At 71.3% G+C, this 18,155-nt stretch carries 16 protein-coding genes; 8 read left to right on the top strand and 8 right to left on the bottom strand.

The features are described 5' to 3' along the window. Positions 1-140 precede the first annotated feature (140 nt). On the top strand, positions 141-707 hold the full coding sequence (locus tag IF37_RS0120420; protein WP_030744482.1) for a GNAT family N-acetyltransferase: 567 nt from the start codon (positions 141-143) through the stop codon (positions 705-707). Between the two features lie 63 nt (positions 708-770). Here IF37_RS0120420 and IF37_RS0120415 read toward each other — a convergent pair whose 3' ends face one another. From IF37_RS0120415 to IF37_RS0120385, 7 genes are all read right to left on the bottom strand, one after another. Further along, positions 771-2,345: a type IV secretory system conjugative DNA transfer family protein gene (locus IF37_RS0120415; RefSeq protein ID WP_030744477.1), complete on the bottom strand. Its 1,575-nt coding sequence runs from the start codon at positions 2,343-2,345 to the stop codon at positions 771-773. A 12-nt stretch (positions 2,346-2,357) separates the two neighbouring features. Beyond that, positions 2,358-3,770, bottom strand: a complete 1,413-nt coding sequence (locus IF37_RS0120410; protein ID WP_030744475.1) for an ATP-binding protein — start codon at positions 3,768-3,770, stop codon at positions 2,358-2,360. Between the two features lie 14 nt (positions 3,771-3,784). Next, the gene (locus IF37_RS0120405; RefSeq protein ID WP_030744474.1) at positions 3,785-5,347 is read right to left on the bottom strand and encodes an SCO6880 family protein; all 1,563 of its coding nucleotides are present in this window, start codon (positions 5,345-5,347) and stop codon (positions 3,785-3,787) included. Beyond that, entirely contained in the window at positions 5,344-6,693 is a 1,350-nt protein-coding gene (locus IF37_RS0120400; protein ID WP_030744471.1) for a membrane protein, read from the bottom strand. Before IF37_RS0120400 ends, IF37_RS0120405 begins: the two co-directional genes overlap by 4 nt. After that, the gene (locus IF37_RS0120395) at positions 6,683-7,513 is read right to left on the bottom strand and encodes a hypothetical protein (RefSeq protein WP_030744469.1); all 831 of its coding nucleotides are present in this window, start codon (positions 7,511-7,513) and stop codon (positions 6,683-6,685) included. The genes IF37_RS0120400 and IF37_RS0120395 overlap by 11 nt, the downstream gene beginning before the upstream one ends. A gap of 170 nt (positions 7,514-7,683) precedes the next feature. Next, positions 7,684-7,992, bottom strand: a complete 309-nt coding sequence (locus IF37_RS0120390) for a hypothetical protein (protein ID WP_016436843.1) — start codon at positions 7,990-7,992, stop codon at positions 7,684-7,686. Positions 7,993-8,313: 321 nt separating this feature from the next. Further along, positions 8,314-8,976 (bottom strand): TetR/AcrR family transcriptional regulator, encoded by a 663-nt coding sequence (locus tag IF37_RS0120385; RefSeq protein WP_079165815.1) that lies wholly within the window; start codon positions 8,974-8,976, stop codon positions 8,314-8,316. Positions 8,977-9,066: 90 nt separating this feature from the next. On the opposite strand from IF37_RS0120385, the gene IF37_RS0120380 reads away from it, so the two are divergent. The 4 genes from IF37_RS0120380 to IF37_RS0120365 all read left to right on the top strand — a co-directional run bounded on the left by IF37_RS0120380 (position 9,067) and on the right by IF37_RS0120365 (position 12,869). Beyond that, on the top strand, positions 9,067-9,993 hold the full coding sequence (locus IF37_RS0120380) for an oxidoreductase (RefSeq protein WP_030744465.1): 927 nt from the start codon (positions 9,067-9,069) through the stop codon (positions 9,991-9,993). 79 nt (positions 9,994-10,072) lie between these two features. Next, positions 10,073-10,840 (top strand): serine protease, encoded by a 768-nt coding sequence (locus IF37_RS0120375; RefSeq protein WP_030744464.1) that lies wholly within the window; start codon positions 10,073-10,075, stop codon positions 10,838-10,840. Positions 10,841-10,932: 92 nt separating this feature from the next. After that, positions 10,933-11,934, top strand: coding sequence for a bifunctional lytic transglycosylase/C40 family peptidase (locus IF37_RS0120370; protein WP_030744463.1), 1,002 nt, complete (start codon positions 10,933-10,935; stop codon positions 11,932-11,934). Positions 11,935-12,164: 230 nt separating this feature from the next. Beyond that, positions 12,165-12,869, top strand: coding sequence for a phosphatase PAP2 family protein (locus IF37_RS0120365; protein ID WP_030744461.1), 705 nt, complete (start codon positions 12,165-12,167; stop codon positions 12,867-12,869). A 55-nt stretch (positions 12,870-12,924) separates the two neighbouring features. On the opposite strand, the gene IF37_RS0120360 is transcribed toward IF37_RS0120365, so the two are convergent. Continuing rightward, positions 12,925-14,493 carry an FAD-binding oxidoreductase gene (locus tag IF37_RS0120360; protein ID WP_030744459.1) on the bottom strand — a complete coding sequence of 523 codons (1,569 nt, stop codon included), beginning with the start codon at positions 14,491-14,493 and terminating at the stop codon, positions 12,925-12,927. A gap of 338 nt (positions 14,494-14,831) precedes the next feature. Here IF37_RS0120360 and pstS point away from each other — a divergent pair, with 338 nt between their 5' ends. The 3 genes from pstS (at position 14,832) to pstA (ending at position 18,143) form a co-directional block, all read left to right on the top strand. Continuing rightward, positions 14,832-15,962, top strand: coding sequence for a phosphate ABC transporter substrate-binding protein PstS (gene pstS, locus IF37_RS0120355; RefSeq protein WP_030744457.1), 1,131 nt, complete (start codon positions 14,832-14,834; stop codon positions 15,960-15,962). Positions 15,963-16,077: 115 nt separating this feature from the next. Then, positions 16,078-17,082 (top strand): phosphate ABC transporter permease subunit PstC, encoded by a 1,005-nt coding sequence (gene pstC / locus IF37_RS0120350; RefSeq protein ID WP_030744455.1) that lies wholly within the window; start codon positions 16,078-16,080, stop codon positions 17,080-17,082. Beyond that, entirely contained in the window at positions 17,079-18,143 is a 1,065-nt protein-coding gene (pstA, locus tag IF37_RS0120345; protein WP_030744453.1) for a phosphate ABC transporter permease PstA, read from the top strand. The genes pstC and pstA overlap by 4 nt, the downstream gene beginning before the upstream one ends. The last annotated feature ends 12 nt before the right edge of the window (positions 18,144-18,155 follow it).

Here is an 18,155-nt window from a genome sequence, read left to right as displayed (position 1 = left end):
CGATGGTACTGCAGGGGGGACCCTGTGGGAGAGTAGGACGCCGCCGAACAATTTTTGGGAAAACCCCCGCATCATTTCGATGCGGGGGTTTTCTGCGTTATGGGGAAGAACCTCGGGGACGGTTCGTCTACGGTGGCCCCATGACCCTCCTGACCAGGAACGACTACGTCATCCGCGCCATACGTCCCGACGAGTGGGAGCGGGTGAAGCAACTGCGTCTGGACGCACTGCGGGACCCGGTCGCACACCTCGCCTTCCTGGAGGACTACGAGGAAGCCGCGGCCCGGCCGGACTCCTTCTGGCAGGACCGGGCCGTCGGCTCCGGTACCGGCTCCTCGACCGCTCGCCAGTTCATCGCCGAAGCCCCCGACGGGGCCTGGGCCGGCACGGTCACCATGCTCATCGAGGAGGCCGGGGCCGAGGACTGGGCCGGCTACCCGGTCGAGCGGCGGCAAGGACACGTGGTCGGTGTCTTCATCCGCCCGGAGCACCGGGGGAAGGGGCTGATCGAGGCCCTGTTCGACGCCGGACTGACGTGGGCGTGGGAGCGCAAGACCGAGGGCGTGCGGCTGTTCGTCCACAAGGAGAACGCTCGGGCCCAGGCGGCGTACCGCAGGATCGGCTTCGAGCCGAGTGGCCGGGTCGTGGCCTTCTCGAAGAACGAAGCCGAGAGCGAGCTGGAACTCGTCCTCGAACGGGACGCCTGACCAGGACGCCTGACCGGGGCTCCTGAAGGCTCCTGGAGGGCGCTTCCCGCCGGACCGGCCGTCCTAAACGGGGAGTTCCCGGCGCGGCCAGCGGGAGCGGGCCTGTTCCCGGGAGCGGAGCAGGGCGAGCGTGGGCAGACCCCGGTCGGCCCCGGCGGCCAGCAGGTCCGGCAGCTCCGGGAACGGGGCCACGGCCGCGACGTCGTCCAGGACCAGGGTGAGTGGTGGGTCGAGCCGACCGGAGGATGACCGTTCGGCCATGCGCCGGCCGCGCTCGACCACGCTTGAGACGAGGGCCGTCAGGAGGGGCATCGCGCCGGGCCTGCTCCTCGGGTCCTCGATGGATTCACCGACCACATAAAGCGTGCCCCCTTCGTGGACGAAAGAATCCAAGGCGAGCGCATCGTTTCGGTTGGGGGTGCATGCCTCGCGGATGTTCACCGTGGACAGCGCGGCGAGCGCGCGGCCGGTCAACTCCTGGGCGATGTCCCGGCGTTCCGGGTGCGCGGTGAGCGCGGCCTCCAGCTCACCGGCGGCGCCCGGGGCGGCCTTGGGATGGGTGCGCAGGGTGCGCACGGCATCCTGGACCTGGGTGCCCTGGGACCAGCGGTGGACGTGCCGGACGGTGCGGTTGTCCAGCGCGGCGGCGTGCAGGTAGCTGCGCAGCAGCGTGATCGCGGTGTCCGCCACCGCCTGGTCGATCCTGGCGGTGGGGCGCACCGGGGCGAGCAGCGCCGTGGCCCGGTGCAGTGCCGTCTGCTTGTCCTCGCAGCCCGCCGTGGGGGACCAGTGCAGGCGGGCCGGGGTGTCACAGAGGTGCGTGGGGTCGTAGAGGAGCGTGGGGCCCAGTTTCGAGCGGGTGTCCTTGGTCTCCGCCCAGAGGTCCGGGTTGGAGGTGACGAGGAGGACGGGGCCCTCGGCCTCGCGTACGGCCCGGGCGGCCGTGGTCCGCCGGTCCTCCCGGGGCGCGATCAGAAGCTTGTCCCCGCCGCCCGACCGGTCCTCGCCGCCCGTCCGGTCACCGTCGGCCGGGCGGCCGTCCGGCGGCGGGGGTGCGGGCTCGCCGCGCGGCGCCGGCACCTCCGGCTGCCGTTCGGGGGCGGGTACGGGTACGGGTGGTGCGGCTGCCGGTGCGGGCAGGGGCGCGGGAGCCTCGTGGACGGGCTCCGTGGGCCGGTACGGGCCGGTCGCGGGCCTCGGCCCGGTGTCCTCGCCGCCCGTCGTCGGCCGGGGTGCCTTCCCCGACCGGTCCCCGGCCGCCACCCCGCGCCGTGCCTTCGCCGCCCGCCACCGTGCCACCGTGCCCAGCAGGAACACGGTGAGGACGACGAGGATCATCAGCTGGCCTATGACCAGGCCCCAGAACAGGCCCCAGCCGGACAGCTGGGACGGCGGGGTGTCCGGCCAGGCGCCGGCGATGTCGTGCGGCCGCCCGATGAGGTGGCGCATGGCGAGCGGGGTGCGGACGAAGCTGACGCCATCGGGCCAGGCACCCCGCGTGAACAGGGCGGCGAGGCCCGTGGCCGTCCACACCAGCACGGTCATGCCGAGCAGGAACGCGAGGATGCCGATCAGCAGGCCGTCGGGGATGCCGCCCTGGCCCTCCCGACGGCCGTCGCGGCGATCGTCCGGTCTCACGCCGTACCCCTCCTAGGCCACCGTCGACTCGGAGTCGCCCAGGTGCTGTTCCACGAAGGCCGCGGCGCGTTGCTCGGCCTCCAGCTCGGCCGCGCGCAGGGCGTCGTCGGCCGTCAGGTCGCTGGAGGACTCGGTCATCGCGCGGTCGGTGAAGACCAGCGGCCGTTCCGTCTCGGTGACCAGGTGCTTGACGACCTGGACGTTGCCGTTGACGTCCCACACGGCGATACCGGGGGTGAGCGTGGGGATGATCTCCACGGCCCACCGGGGCAGTCCGAGGACCCGGCCCGTCGCCCGGGCCTCGTCCGCCTTCTGGGCGTAGACGGTCCTGGTGGAGGCCATCTTCAGGATGGCCGCCGCCTCCTTCGCCGCGGCCCCGTCGACCACGTCGGACAGGTGGTGGACGACCGCCACGAAGGACAGGCCGAGCCGGCGCCCGAACTTCAGCAGCCGCTGGAACAGCTGGGCCACGAACGGGCTGTTGATGATGTGCCAGGCCTCCTCGACCAGGAAGATGCGCTTCTTCCGGTCGGGGCGGATCCAGGTGTGCTCCAGCCACACCCCGACGATCGCCATGAGGATGGGCATGGCGATGGAGTTGCGGTCGATGTGGGAGAGGTCGAAGACGATGAGGGGCGCGTCCAGGTCGATGCCGACCGTGGTCGGGCCGTCGAACATGCCGCGCAGGTCACCGTCGACGAGCCGGTCCAGGACCAGGGCGACGTCCAGGCCCCAGGCCCGTACGTCGTCTATGGCGACGTTCATCGCCTCCGCCGACTCCGGCTCGGGGTGCCGCAGCTGCTCCACGATGTCGGTGAGGACCGGCTGGCGGTCGACGATCGTCTCGTTGACGTAGGAGTGCGCGACCTTCAGGGCGAAGCCGGAGCGCTCGTCCAGGCCGTGCCCCATCGCGACCTCGATGATGGTCCGCAGCAGGGCGAGCTGGCCGGTGGTGGTGATCGACGGGTCCAGCGGGTTGAGCCGGATGCCGTGGTCCAGGGCGGCCGTCGGGTCCAGCCGGATCGGCGTTATCCCCAGCTCCTGCGCGATGAGGTTCCACTCGCCCACCCCGTCCTCGCCCTGTGCGTCCAGGACGACGACCTGGCGGTCCCTGAACCGCAGCTGGCGCAGGACGTACGTCTTCTCCAGCGCCGACTTGCCGTTGCCGGACTCGCCGAGGACCAGCCAGTGCGGGGCCGGCAGCTGCTGGCCGTACAGCTGGAAGGGGTCGTAGATGTAGCCCTTGCCGGAGTACACCTCGCGGCCGATGATGACGCCGGAGTCGCCGAGGCCGGGCGCGGCCGTCGGCAGGTAGACGGCCTGGGCCTGGCCCGTGGAGGTGCGCACCGGCGACCGGGTCGTCTCGACCTTCCCGAAGAGGAACGAGGTGAAGGCGTCGGTGAGGACGGACAGCGGATCCCGCATCGGAGAATCAGCCCCTACCTTCGGATGCCGGTGGCGAACGGAAGTGTGTTCACGAAGGCGCGGTGGTGCTCCCGGTCGCACCACTCCAGCTTGAGGTACGACTTGCCGGCGGAGGCCCTTATGGTGCGCTTGTCGCGGGCGAGGGCCTCCGGGGAGCGGGAGGAGACGGTGATGTAGCCGACCAGGTTGACGCCGGCGGCGCCGCTGGCGAGGTCTTCGCCCCGCTGGTCGAGACGGTTGTGCGCGGCGACGTCGCGCGGGTCGACGGTCCGGTTCATCTTGGCGGCGCGGGACGCCTCGGCCTCGTCGTTGGTCTTCTCGGTCAGCATGCGCTCGATGGCGACCTCGGTGGGCTCGAGGTCCATGGTCACGGCGACCGTGCGGATGACGTCCGGGGTGTGGACCAGGAGCGGGGCGAGGAAGTTGACCCCGACCGGGGTCATCGGCCACTCCTTCACCCAGGCCGTCGCGTGGCACCAGGGCGCGCGGGTGCCGGACTCGCGGGTCTTGGCCTGGAGGTAGGTGGGCTGTACGGCGTCCAGCTCGGCCGGCCAGGCGTTGCGCCGGGTCATCGCCTGGATGTGGTCGATGGGGTGGTCGGGGTCGTACATGGAGTGGATGAGGGAGGCCAGCCGGCCCTGGCCGAGCGGCTGCCGGACCCGGATGTCGGCCTCCTGGAGCCGGGAGCAGATGTCGGTCAGCTCGCGGGCCATGACGACGGCGAGTCCGGCGTCCCGGTCGACCTTGCCGCCGCCCTGGGCGCGGGCGGCCCGGGCCATGGCCTGGGCCTCGGCGGCCAGTTCGCGGTTGTAGTGCATGCAGGCGACGAGGTAGGCGCGGTGCTGCTCGCTGCTGGTGGAGACCATGGACTGGAGCTGGTCGTAGGACTGGCGGAGCCAGTCCGCGGAGCGGCCGTCGCCGCGCAGGGTGACGTCCTTGGCGTGCGCGTCCGGGTCGGCGGGCAGGGTGCGGGCCAGCATCTGGATGCGGGTGACGAAGCCGTCCCCGTTGGCGACGTGCTTGAGCAGGGTGCCGAAGCGGTCGACCAGGGCCTCCTGGTCCTCGGAGTCGCGCAGGCCGACGCCGGGGCCCTCGATCTCGATGGCGGCGGTGACGGTCTTGCGGTCGGCGTGCAGGAGCACGGCGATCTCGTCCGGGCCGAAGGGCGCGGCGAGCCAGCTGATCCGCCCGATGCCCGGGGGCGGTCCGACCTCGATCTCGCGTCCGTCGAGGCGGGTGCCCGCCTCCATGGCGCCGGACCGGTAGACGGCGTTGCCGCCCTTGACGGTCCGCTTGTACGAGCGGTTGATCTCGAACCACTTGTAGAAGGTGCGGTGCTTGTACGGCATGTAGACCGCGGCGAGGGCGAGCAGCGGGAAGCCCATCAGCAGGAAGATCCGCAGGGACAGCGTCGGGACGAGGAGGCCGCACATCATGCCGAGGAACGCCCCGGCGATGATCAGGCCGATCTCGCCGGACTCACGGTTCCGGCCGATGATCGCGTTCGGCCGGGCGCGGCCGATGAGATACGTACGGCGGGGCGTGACCGGATGGGACAGGTGGGACTCGGTCGTCAACGCCCTTCACCTCCCGAGCGGTTGTTGCGTGCGTTGCTGGCGTGCGGGGTGTTGACCGGGCTGGACGCGCGGGGCGCGGGCGTGGCGGAGGGGACGGTTCCGCCGGTGCTCCCGGTGGGGGTACGGCTGCTGTGGGCGGCCACGCCGCCGCTGGCGGGGTTGGCCTGGCGAGGAGTGCTGCCGCCGGAGGCTCCGGCTCCCCCGTTGCTGTCGGCGCGGGTGCTGTGGGTCTTGATGCCCTGGGCGACGAGGGTGGCGGGGGAGCTGATGACGGCGGCGGCCTTGCCCTCGGCGCCCCGCATGAGGCGGTTGTTCCGGCCGCTGGCGAGTTCGTCGCCGAAGCCGGGGACGAAGCGGTAGATCATCGCGCTGGCGAAGATGGCGAGCAGGATGATGGCGAGGCCGGAGACGACGGCGGAGAAGGCGTCGGGGCCGTTGTCGCCGGAGAGCGCGCCGGCGAGTCCGAGGACGATCACGATGACCGGTTTGACGAGGATGACGGCGATCATGATGCCGGCCCAGCGGCGTACGTGGCCCCACAGGTTCTTGTCGACGAGCCCCGCGTAGACGACGGTGCCGAGGAGGGCGCCGACGTAGAGGAGGGCGGCCCTGATGACCAGTTCCAGCCAGAGGATGCCGGCGGCGAGGATGCTGACCAGGGAGACGACGATCAGCATGATCGGTCCGCCGCCGATGTCGTTGCCCTTCTTCAGGGCGCCGGAGAAGGTGCCGAAGAAGGTGTCGGCCTGGTCGCCGGTGGCTTTGGCGAGGACGTCCGTGACGCTGTCCGCGGCCGATACGACGGTGTACAGGATCAGCGGGGTGAAGGCGGAGGCCAGCACGGTGAGCCAGAGGAAGCCGACGGCCTCGGAGATGGCGGTGGTCAGCGGCACGCCGCGCACGGCCCGCTTGGCCACGGCCAGCAGCCACAGCAGGAGGGTGAGGATGGTGGAGGCGGCGAAGACGATGGCGTACTGCTTGAGGAACGCCTGATTGGTGAAGTCGACGCTGGCGGTTTCCTTGACGGCCTTGCTGAGCTTGTCCACCGTCCATGCGGCGGCTTCGGCACAGCCCTTGGCCAGCGACGACAGTGGGTCGAGTGTGGAGGTGTCCGGAGTGATGGTGCCTTTGGTACTGCTCGGACCGTTGCCGCGCTCGCAGTACTTCTTGGCCTCGCCCGGGATCGCGTCACAGTTGAGCCCGCTGCCCGACGGTGAGGGGGACGGGCTGCCGGACGGGGTGGGCGAGGGCTCGGCGAAGGCGCGCGTGGCCAGCAGTACGGCCGTGGTCTGTACAGCTGTCACGACTCCGGCGAGCGTGAGCGCACGTCGCGGACTACCGGGCATACGTGAACCCTCCGTACTCGTCGATGGCCTTGCTGATCTCGTCGGAGGTGGCTGCCCTGTCGTCACCGGGCACCGGGGCGGGGCCGTTCTGCTGTGTCTGGGAGTCGATCTTCCAGTCGCCGTCGGACCACCGCAGGTCGAACGTCCATGTCTTCCAGGACGAGGTGACCGGGTCGGTCGAACCGCTTCCGGCCATGCCGATGAGCCCCACGTACCAGACGGCGACCTTGGCGCTGTCGGCCTTGTACTGCCGCACCGTCGTGCCGATCGGGATCACCCGGGAGACGAACGTGTCGCCCTTCGGGGGGTTGCCCGCCGCGTCCAGGCCCATCTTGGCGAGGAGTTCGGTCGAGTACGCCTGGTCCATGGGGGCCTGGAGCCGGTCCGCCGCCTCGGCGGTGTAGAGGAGGCGCAGGAGTGCGTGGCGGCCGTCCTTGTTGAACATGCCCGTCGACCCGAGGGCCACGGCGTAGTTGGAGGCCGCCGACTGCGCTCCCTGCTCGGTGTGGGCGAATCCCGTCGGGACTCCGGCGCTGCGGGTCTCCACCGGGCGGGTGCCGCTCGCCGCCGTCGCGGAGGCCGTCGGTCTGTCCGTCCTCGACGCCGCCTCGTCCTCCCCCGGGGAATCGCCCCCCCGGTTCGCGAAGGCGATGGCGGCGATCAGGAGGACCACCACGCCGACCACCGTGATCAGGCTTCTGGAGGAGGAGCGGTGGGGGCGGCGGGGGGCCCCGCCGTAGGGGTCGGGGTCGGGGAGACGGGTGCGGGTCTGGCCCGTCTCGGCGTAGTCGGTGTAGCCCTGTTCGTCTCCGGGACTCATGCCGTGTGCGCTCCCTCACCCTCGTAGACATACGACGGTAGCCGTGCTGGTTCCCGCGCGGGCGCGGTGTGGTGACTCGACATCAGGGAAACGCAACCTCAGCCGGTGGGCACGACGGACGGGTGGGGTGGAGGGGGTGGCCGCTGCCGGGCGGGCCCGGCAGGGCGGGGCTACACCGCCATGCCGTACACGATGGTGAACAGTGTGCCGAGGGAGCCGATGATGAAGACCCCGGTGAGGCCGGCGATGATCAGGCCCTTGCCCTGTTCCGCGCTGAAGGTGTCCCGCAGGGCCGTGGCGCCGATGCGCTGCTTCGCCGCGCCCCACACCGCGAGGCCGAGGCAGAGCAGGATGGCCACGGCCATGACCACCTCGATCATCACCTTGGCCTCGTTGCCCAGGCTGCCGAAGGGGCCCCAGTCCGGAGCGATCCCGCCGATGATGGTGTTGATGTCTCCCTTGTCGGCCGCAAAGAGCATGTAAGTCACCGCCCCTGGTGGGTAGTTCCGCGAACGCCTCTGCGGTGTGCAGAGGTCAGGCATCATTGTCGCTGACAACCGCGCCAACGTATGTCGACTTGGCGTCATTGACTGGCGGGTTTCGTACGAACAGCGCGTACGGTCACTCTGTGTATCACGGCAGGTCACGCCGGGCAATGAAGTCCGACCGGAACCTTCCCCGTGGTTCTGTCGTTGTGCTTCTTCACGGCCTGGCGCGGTTTCTGACGGCTGGTCGGGTGAGGCGTCGTCTCGATGTTCTCACGCCGGAGCGCGGAGCGGGGCGGGACGGGATGGGGCGGTTCAGCGGGGTCGCAGGCCGTGCAGCAGCAGGTGGACGTGCTCGTCCAGGCCGGCCAGCGCCTCCTGGGCGTCGAGGGCGCAGCCGGCGATGAGGGCGGCGAGGCCGTGCAGGCTCGCCGCGGCGACCATGGTGATGCGTTCGGGGTCGCCCTGGATGATCTCGCCCCGCTCCTGGGCCTCCGCGATCATCCGCGTGAAGGTGCCCAGGGAGCGGTCGACGGCTGTAGCGAGCTGGGCGGAGCTGTCGGGGTCGTGCTTGCGCGCGAACATCAGCTCCAGCAGCTCGGGGTTGTCGACGGCGAAGCCGAGGTAGGCGCGGGCCAGTGCCGTCACCCGTTCCTCGAGGGAGTGGCCGGGGTGGTGGGCGGCGGTGGCGAGGGCCTGGTTCAGGCGGTCGTACCCGTCCAGCGCCAGGGCGTCCAGCAGGGCCTGCTTGTCCTTGAAGTGCCGGCCCGGCGCGGCATGGCTCACGCCGGTGTCCCGGGCCAGTTCCCGCAGCGAGAGCGCGCCCGCGCCCTTCTCGCGCAGGGTGCGCTCGGCGCTCGCGAGGAGGGCGGCGCGCAGATCGCCGTGGTGGTACCGGCGGCTCGCGGACGGAGATGCCGAAGACGGCGACGGCGACGACGACGGCGGGGTCGGGGCGGGCTGGGGCGGGCGCGGCATGTGATCCATCGTATCGGTGCGGACCAGGATGTTGACGGCGACAGCATTGTTGTCATTGACAGCATTGTTGACATTGCCTACATTCGGACCATGGCTGACACGACAGAAGCACGCCGTGGGCGCGGCAAGTGGGACGCGACCCGCCTTCCCGACCAGACCGGCCGCACCGTGGTGATCACCGGGGCCAACAGCGGCATCGGGTTCGCCGCCGCCCGGGCGCTGGCACGCGCCGGGGCGCACGTGGTGTTCGCGGTGCGGGACCTCGCCCGGGGCGGTGCCGCCGCGGCGCGGGCGGGCGGCAGCACCGAGGTGCGCCGGCTGGACCTGGCGGACCTCGACTCGGTGCGCGAGTTCGCCGCGGGCTGGGACCGGCCGCTGGACGTACTGATCAACAACGCGGGCGTGATGATGCTGCCGGAGGGGCGCACCGCGCAGGGCTTCGAGACCCAGTTCGGCACCAACCACCTCGGGCACTTCGCGCTGACCGGCCTGCTGCTGCCGCAGGTCACAGACCGGGTGGTGACCGTGTCGTCCGGCGCGCACCGCTGGGGCGACGGGGTGATCCACTTCGAGGACGTGAACCTGCGCGGCGGCTACGGCCCCGTCCGCGCCTACGCCCAGTCCAAGCTGGCCAACCTGCTGTTCACCCTGGAGCTCCAGCGGCGCCTGACCGAGGCCGGGTCCCCCGTACGCGCCCTCGCGGCCCACCCCGGCTGGGCGGCCACCAACCTCCAGAGCCGCACCGCGAACCCCTTCGCCCGGGCCTTCCTGACGGTCGGCACCCGGTTCCTCGCCCAGGACGACACGGCGGGCGCCCTGCCCACCCTCTACGCGGCGACCCAGGACCTGCCCGGCGCCGCCTACGTCGGCCCCGACGGCCCGGCCGAGCTGCGCGGGGCCCCGGCCCTGGCCGGCCGCAGCGCGGCGGCGAGCGACCCGGTGGCGGCCCGCCGGCTGTGGACGCTGTCGGAGGAACTCACGGGCGTGGAGTGGGGGCTCACGGCGGCGGCGCGCTGACGCGCCGGGCGCGCTTCACAGGAAATTCTCAGTGAGATCCGAGCGGGTTTCTCACCTTGGGGGGAAAGAGTGAGCCCTGATGAAGCGCATCTTCCGCAGACCGGTCAGGGTGCGGCCCGCGTCGCTCGGCGTCGTGGTGCTGCTCGCGCTGACGTCGGCGTCCGTGGCCGCCGCCGACGCCGGGCCGGGGCCCCTCGGGGTCACCGGTGACCCCGGCGCGAGCCCGCACGGCGCGCGGGTGGGTGCCCTGTTCGGCGCGGACCGGGCGGGCCGGCTGCCCGGCGGCCACTTCTGCACCGCCTCCGTCGTGCACAGTCCCCGGGGCGACCTGGTCGTCACCGCCGCGCACTGTGTGGACGGCGCCGGCGACCTGGTGTTCGTGCCGGGCTACCGCGACGGGCGGGCGCCGTACGGGGTGTGGCGGGTGACGAGGACCTTCCTGCCCGACGGGTGGAAGCGGGCGCGTGACGAGGACAGCGACCTCGCCTTCGCCACCGTGACCGGACCCGGCGGCCGGCGGCTGGAGGACGTGGTCGGGGCGGGCCGGTTCGCGACCGGCGTGGCCACCGGCGCCACCGCGGTGACCGTCACCGGTTACCCCGACTCCCGCGAGACGCCGGTCACCTGCGCCAACCGGCCCACCGCGCAGAGCGGTACGCAGCAGCGCATCGCCTGCCCCGACTTCACCGGCGGTACCAGCGGCAGCCCCTGGGTGGACGGCGACGGCCGGGTCGTCGGCGTCCTCGGCGGCCATGAGCAGGGGGGTGCCACGGCCGACGTCTCCTACAGCGTGGTGCTGGGCGGCGAGGCGGCGCGGCTGTACCGGGAGGCCGCGGCCGGGTCCTGAGTGGGGGTCAGTCCGGGCCCCTTACCTGTGAAATGACGCCACTTCGCGTCCGAATGGCCTTGAACGGCGCCCGCATGGGGGAAAGTTGAACCGTGCGGAAGACATGGGTGATCGGTGGGACGGCTGTCGGGCTCGGCCTGGGCTTCGTCATGGTGCTCGTCGTCGGGGTGTACATCGTGGCCGGGAACCTGGTCAACGGGGTGACGACGGGGAGCCGGGGGCTGGCCAAGGGGGCGGTGCCGGCCGCCTACAAGTCGCTCGTGCAGACGTGGGGCAATCTCTGCCCGGCGCTCACCCCCGCGCTGCTCGCCGCCCAGCTGTACCAGGAAAGTGGCTGGAACCCGACGGTCGTCAGCCCGGCCGACGCCCGCGGCATCGCCCAGTTCATCCCCAGCACCTGGGCCACGCACGGCATCGACGGCGACGGGGACGGCAAGCGGGACATCTGGGACCCGGACGACGCGATCCCGTCCGCCGCCTCGTACGACTGCGAACTGGCGAAGTACGTCAAGGACGTGCCCGGTGACGTCTCCGACAACATGCTCGCCGCCTACAACGCGGGCGCCTACCGCGTCATCAGGTCCGGCGGGGTGCCGGCGATCAGCGAGACGCAGAACTACGTCAAGCGGATCCGCAGCCTGGAGAAGAGCTTCGCCGCGCCCGTCACCCGGCTCGACCCCAGCCGGCAGGCCGCCGCCGCCATCGCGTTCGCGCAGAGCAAGCTCGGCACGCCGTACCTGTGGGGCGGCAACGGCACCGCCGACCAGGGCGGGCGCTTCGACTGCTCGGGCCTGACCAAGGCCGCCTACGAGAAGGTGGACATCACCCTGCCGCGCGTGGCCAACGACCAGTACAACGCCGGGCCGCACCCCTCGCGCGACGAACTGCTCCCCGGCGACCTGGTGTTCTTCTCCGACGACCTCACCGATTCGCGGGCCATCCGGCACGTGGGCATCTATGTCGGCGGCGGGTACATGATCGACGCGCCGCGCACCGGCGCCGTGATCCGCTTCGACCCGATCGACACCCCCGACTACTTCGGTGCCACCCGGGTGACCGAGGATGGCGCGAAAGCGCTCCCCACCGCGGTCTGAACCCGGCGTGAAGCCATCGCCTGAGCTGCGGTGACGAGTCTCTCTTCGATAACGTCTGCGTGATCATTCAGTGGAGAGTGGAACGTATCCATGGCGGCTGTGCGTTCCTGTTGACGTAGCCGAGCGGACGTCACTACGGCAGTGCAGCGGAAGCGGATCTACGAACCACGGGGGGCAGGAGCGACGCACACCCGGTGCGTCCGGAGCAACGACGAAGGGGCCGCAGCACCATGGCTGTACTCGCCGAATCCGGATCGAACCCCGACGTCGAACTGCTCTACGACATCAACGGCCTGGCCAAGGACGCCCCCGGCTGGTTCGACCGGATCATGGAGTTCGTCGGCGAGTACGGCCTGCTGCTCGCCATGGTGCTGCTGGTCCTCGGGTGCTGGTGGTCCGTGCGGCGCCGGGGCGGCGAGGACGCGGCGCCCTCGGTGGCCGCGTTGGTGTGGGCGCCGCTCGCGGCCGGTCTCGCGGTGCTCGTGAACGTCCCGATACGCGGCTTCGTGGAGCGCCCGCGCCCGTTCCGGGACCACCGGGGGCTGGACGTCCTCGTCGGCGGCAAGACCGACTTCTCCTTCGTCAGCGACCACGCGACGATCACGATGGCGCTCGGCGTCGGACTCTTCGTCGCCAACCGCCGCTTCGGCCTCGCGGGCATCGGCCTGGCCCTGCTGGAGGGCTTCTGCCGGGTCTACATGGGCGTGCACTACCCGACGGACGTCATCGGCGGTTTCGCGCTGGGCACGGCGGTCGTCCTGCTGCTGTCCCCGCCGGCGACGGCCCTGCTCACCCCGCTGATGCGGGCCGTGGAGCGCTCGCCGCGGGCGGGCCGGCTCATCCGGCGCCGTCCGGTGGCGGAGGCCGGCCGGGAGGCCCTGCTGCCCGGCGCCCGCACGCCGGTGGAGAGCGAGGAACGCGACCTGGCGGCGTAGCCGCGGAGGCGGGAGCCCTCGGGGGGCCGGCGGGCGTGCCCGCCGGCCGCGCGGGTTACAGGCCCTGCGCGTAGGAGAAGAAGCGCTGCGGGTCGTAGCTCTGCTTCACCTTCGCCAGCCGGGCCGCCGCGACCCCGTAGTACGCCTTCCTCCAGTCCTTCAGGGTGGGGTCGGCGTAGTTCTGGTAGGCGGCGCCCGAGGCGTACGGCCGCATCGCGTCGTGCGCCGAGGCCAGCCAGGACTGGGCGGTGCCGCCGGAGGCCCCCGCGCCCCAGGAGGCGATGTACTGGGCGAGCATCCGGGAGCGGCGGTGGACGAACGCGGTCGCGGTGGGGTCGACCCGGTTGACCGCGCCGCCGAGGGCGGTGAACGCGACGCTGCCGGCGCCGCCGCGCACCGCGGCGATCTGCCGCAGCACGGTCTGGACGCCGGCCGCGGACAGCGAGCGGTCGAAGAAGTCGGAGCGGGCCGCGTACGTCTCCCGGCCCAGCCTGCCCTGCGGGGAGCGGCCCGGGGTGGAGCCCGGCAGATGGCACTGGGCGTCGGTGGAGAAGGAGGAGCAGCCGGCGTAGCCCTCCATCGCCTCCTCGTAGCCGCGGCGGCGCAGGGAGACGGAGGCGGCGTCGGCGCCGACGGCGTGGGCCAGGCGGTCCACGGCGTTCTGGAGCTCGCCGTAGGTGCCGAGGGAGAAGCAGGCCACGGAGACGGTCGGGGTGCGGCCCGGGGAGCACTCCAGGTGCAGCGAGGACCAGATCTCGTCGGGCTGGCCGGGGCCCCACTCCTGCCAGGCCGTGAGCACCTGGGCGGCCTTGGACCACGGCCAGGTCAGATAGGCGCTGACGGCCTGCGGCGCGGTGTGGGTGCGGAAGACCAGCTCGGTGACGACGCCGAAGTTGCCGTTGCCGGCGCCGCGCAGCGCCCAGAAGAGGTCGGGGTGGTGGGTGGTGTCGGCGGTGACCTGGGTGCCGTCGGCCGTGATCAGGGTGGCCTGGGTGAGGCTGTCGCAGGTCAGGCCGTACGCGCGGGAGACGACGCCATGGCCGCCGCCGAGCACCAGACCGGAGACGCCGACGGTGGGGCAGGAGCCGGCGGGTATGGTCACGCCCTTCGCGGCCAGGGCGCGGTAGACGTCGATCAGTTTGGCGCCGGCGCCGACGACGGCCTGTCCGCCGCTCGCCCGCACCCGGTTGAGCCGTGACACGTCGACGATCAGCCGGTTGTCGCCGGAGGAGTAGCCCGCGTAGGAGTGGCCGCCGTTGCGGATGGACACCTTGAGCCGGTGCGCCCGGGCGTACGCCAGGGTGGTGCGGATGTCGGCGGCGTGCGCGACGTAGGCGACCGCGGCCGGCTTCAGGCCGTCGAAGCGGGTGTTGTAGAGCTGGTGGGCGGTCGGCCAGGAGGCGTCGCCGGGCCGCAGCAGGGAACCGTCCAGGTCCCGGGCGAGGCCCGCCCAGTTCGCGGCGGCCGCCGCGCTGGTGGTCTTCATGGGGGCAAGGGATGATGGGAGCGACGGCGTACCGGTGTGCGCCGCAGGGGCGGTGGCGCCTCCGCCCGCACCGCACGCGGTGAGTGCGGTCGTCGCCAGGACGGCCGCGCCGCCCGATATGAACGTACGCCGTTCCATGTCCGTCGCCCTTCCTTCGGCTGTCGTGGAACGAGACGACGGCCCGCGCAAGGGGGTTCCCCCGATCGGGTCGAACGGGCACCGTGTGTGCGCGTCCGTGCAACCCGGTGGCGGAACCTTCATGTGCCCTCCCCGTGAGCATTCCGTGACCTAACCGGGCTGACGGCAGGGGTTCACCCGCCGTTCATTTCTGGCCATCGACGGCTTCACCTGTTCTGCCTAATTTCGGCCGTACCGGGTGCGGAGTGCGGTCTTGGATGCGCTTACGCACTCACCACTTACCTCGCGTTACCTCGCGCGCCGCCGACAGCGGCGGCTCCTGGAAGGAACTCCCGAAAGTGAAGCTTCAGCGCAAGAACCGGCTGCGCGCCATCTCCCTCGGTGCTGTCGCCGTCACCGGCGCCCTGGCTCTGTCGGCGTGCGGCTCCGACGACAACGGTGGCGGCGGCAAGGCGTCGGGCGGCACGTCCGCGTCCGCCGGCGCCGGCTCCGTCAAGTGCGACGACGCCAAGGGCCAACTGCTCGCAGACGGCTCCTCCGCGCAGAAGAACGCGATCGACGCCTGGGTCAAGGAGTTCTCCAAGGCCTGCGGTGTGCAGATCAACTACAAGGGCGCCGGCTCCGGTGCCGGTGTCACCTCCTTCAACCAGGGCCAGATCGCGTTCGCCGGTTCGGACTCCGCGCTGAAGCCCGAAGAGGTCACCGCCTCCAAGAAGGTCTGCGCCGGCGGTCAGGGCATCGACCTGCCGATGGTCGGCGGTCCGATCGCCCTCGGCTACAACGTCCCGGGCGTGGACAACCTGGTCCTCGACGCGCCGACGATCGCCAAGATCTTCGACAGCAAGATCAAGAACTGGAACGACGCGGCGATCAAGAAGCTCAACCCCGACGCGAAGCTTCCCGACCTGAAGATCCAGGCGTTCCACCGCTCCGAGGACTCCGGCACCACGGACAACTTCACCAAGTACCTGATCGCCACCGCCCCGGGCGACTGGAAGTACTCCGGCGGCAAGGCCTGGCAGGCGCAGGGCGGCCAGGCGGCCTCCGGCTCCGCCGGTGTGGCCCAGGGCGTCAAGCAGAACTCCGGCGCGATCGGCTACTTCGAGCTGTCCTACGCCAAGGACATGACCACCGTCTCCATCGACACCGGCGCCAAGACCCCGGTGAAGCCGTCCACCGAGTCGGCCACCGCGGACATCGCCGCGGCCAAGGTCGTCGGCACCGGCAAGGACCTGGCGCTCCAGCTCGACTACAAGACCAAGGCCGAGGGCGCCTACCCGATCACCCTGGTCACGTACGAGATCGTCTGCGACAAGGGCAACAAGGCCGACACCCTGCCCGCCACCAAGGCGTTCCTGCGCTACATCGCCAGCGAGGACGGCCAGAAGGTGCTGTCGCAGAACGACTACGCCCCGATCCCCGACGAGATCATCGCGAAGGTCCGCACCACCATCGACGGCCTGAGCTGACCTGATCCGCAAGTGCGGCCCGGCGCCACCCAGGGCCGGGCCGCACCGTCCGGTGCACCGCCGCCACGAGCCGTGGCCCCCAGCGGGTCCGCGGCTCCGCAGACCGGAGAACCCGATGGACATATCGACGACATCCGACGCCCCCCCTCCCATACCCCAGCCCACGACCGCCGAGCAGAAGCGCGTGTCCCGTGGCGCCACCCGCCCCGGTGACCGCATCTTCCTGGGGCTGTCGCGCGGATCCGGCATCCTGCTGCTGGTGATCATGGCCGCGATCGCGGTCTTCCTCACCTACCGCGCCTGCCTCGCGATCAGCGAGGACCACGGGAACTTCCTGACCTCCTTCGAGTGGAACACCAACCTCCAGCCGCCGAGCTTCGGCATCGCGGTGCTGGCCTTCGGCACGGTCGTCTCCTCGATCATCGCCATGGTCATCGCGGTCCCGATCGCCGTCGCGATCGCGCTGTTCCTCACGCACTACGCCCCGCGCCGGCTGAGCGGCCCGATCGCCTACGTGATCGACCTGCTCGCCGCCGTGCCGTCCATCGTGTACGGCCTGTGGGGCGCGCTCATCCTGGTCCCGCACATGCAGGGCCTGTACGGCTGGCTCAACGACTACCTCGGGTGGACCGGGATCTTCTCCTGGGAGGGCGGCGCCCCCCGCGCCATGCTCACCGTGGGCATCCTGCTGGCGATCATGATCCTGCCGATCATCACCAACGTCAGCCGCGAGGTGTTCCGGCAGGTCCCGCGGATGCACGAGGAGGCCGCGCTGGCCCTCGGCGCCACCCGCTGGGAGGTCGTCCGCATGTCGGTCCTGCCCTTCGGCCGCTCCGGTGTGATCTCCGCGTCCATGCTCGGCCTCGGCCGCGCCCTCGGCGAGACGATGGCCGTGGCCACCGTGCTCTCCCCGGACTACGACATCCACCTCAGCGTGCTGAACCCGGGCGGCGGCACCTTCGCCCAGAACATCGCCAGCAAGTTCGGTGAGGCCACCCTGCTGGGCCGGGACGCGCTGATCGCCTCCGGTCTGGTGCTCTTCGTCATCACCCTGCTGGTCAACGGAGCGGCCCGCGCGATCATCGCCCGCCGCAAGGAGTACTCGGGGGCCAACGCATGAGCACCGCAGCCGTCACCGACAAGGGCGCCGGTTCGTCGCTGCGCGGCGCCAGCCTCCCGACGTGGTCCCCGTGGGCCATCGCCGCCGGTTCCGTGGTGGTCGCGGTGGGCATCGGCCTCGCCGCCGGCCTGCACAGCAAGGTCCAGTGGGGCCTGATCGCCGCGATCCTGTTCCTCCTCGGCACCTACGCCATCGCCACCAAGGTGGAGGGCCGCCGGCAGGCCAAGGACCGCATCGCGACCTCGTTCGTCTGGGTCGCCTTCCTGCTCGCCGTCATCCCGCTGGTCTCCCTGGTCTGGGTGACCGTCTCGCGCGGTGTGAAGGTCCTCGACCTCTACTTCCTCACCCACTCCATGGGCGTCGTCGCCGACTCCGAGCCCGGCGGCGGCATCTACCACGCCATCATCGGCAGCCTGGAGCAGGTCGGCCTCGCCACCCTGATCGGTGCCCCGATCGGTGTGCTCACCGCCATCTACCTGGTGGAGTACGGGCGCGGCCGCCTCGCCCAGGCGGTGACGTTCTTCGTCGACGTCATGACGGGCATCCCGTCGATCGTGGCGGGTCTGTTCATCCTCAGCCTGATGCTCATCCTGAAGATGCAGCCGTTCGGCTTCGCCGGTTCGCTGGCCCTGGCCATCCTGATGATGCCGGTCGTCGTCCGCTCCACCGAGGAGATGCTCAAGCTCGTCCCGAACGAGCTGCGCGAGGCCTCGCTGGCGCTGGGCGTGCCGAAGTGGCGGACCATCCTGAAGGTGGTCCTGCCGACGTCCATCGGCGGCATCACCACCGGCGTCATGCTCGCCATCGCCCGTATCGCGGGCGAGACCGCGCCGGTGCTGCTGCTGGTGTTCGGCAACCCGTTCATCAACAACAACCCGTTCGAGGGCGCGCAGGCGTCGCTGCCGCTGTACATCTACCAGCAGTACGCGCAGAGCGCGGGCGCCAACGCGGCGTACGACCGCGCGTGGGCGGCGTCCCTCACGCTGATCGCCTTCGTGATGATCCTCAACCTGGTGGCCCGCGGCATCGCCCGCTGGAAGGCCCCCAAGTCCGGTCGCTGACGCGGCCCAGGC

It is taken from the genome of Streptomyces sp. NRRL S-31, assembly GCF_000718775.1.
Taxonomy (GTDB): Bacteria; Actinomycetota; Actinomycetes; order Streptomycetales; family Streptomycetaceae; genus Streptomyces.
This window is presented reverse-complemented; position numbering and strand designations above follow the sequence as displayed.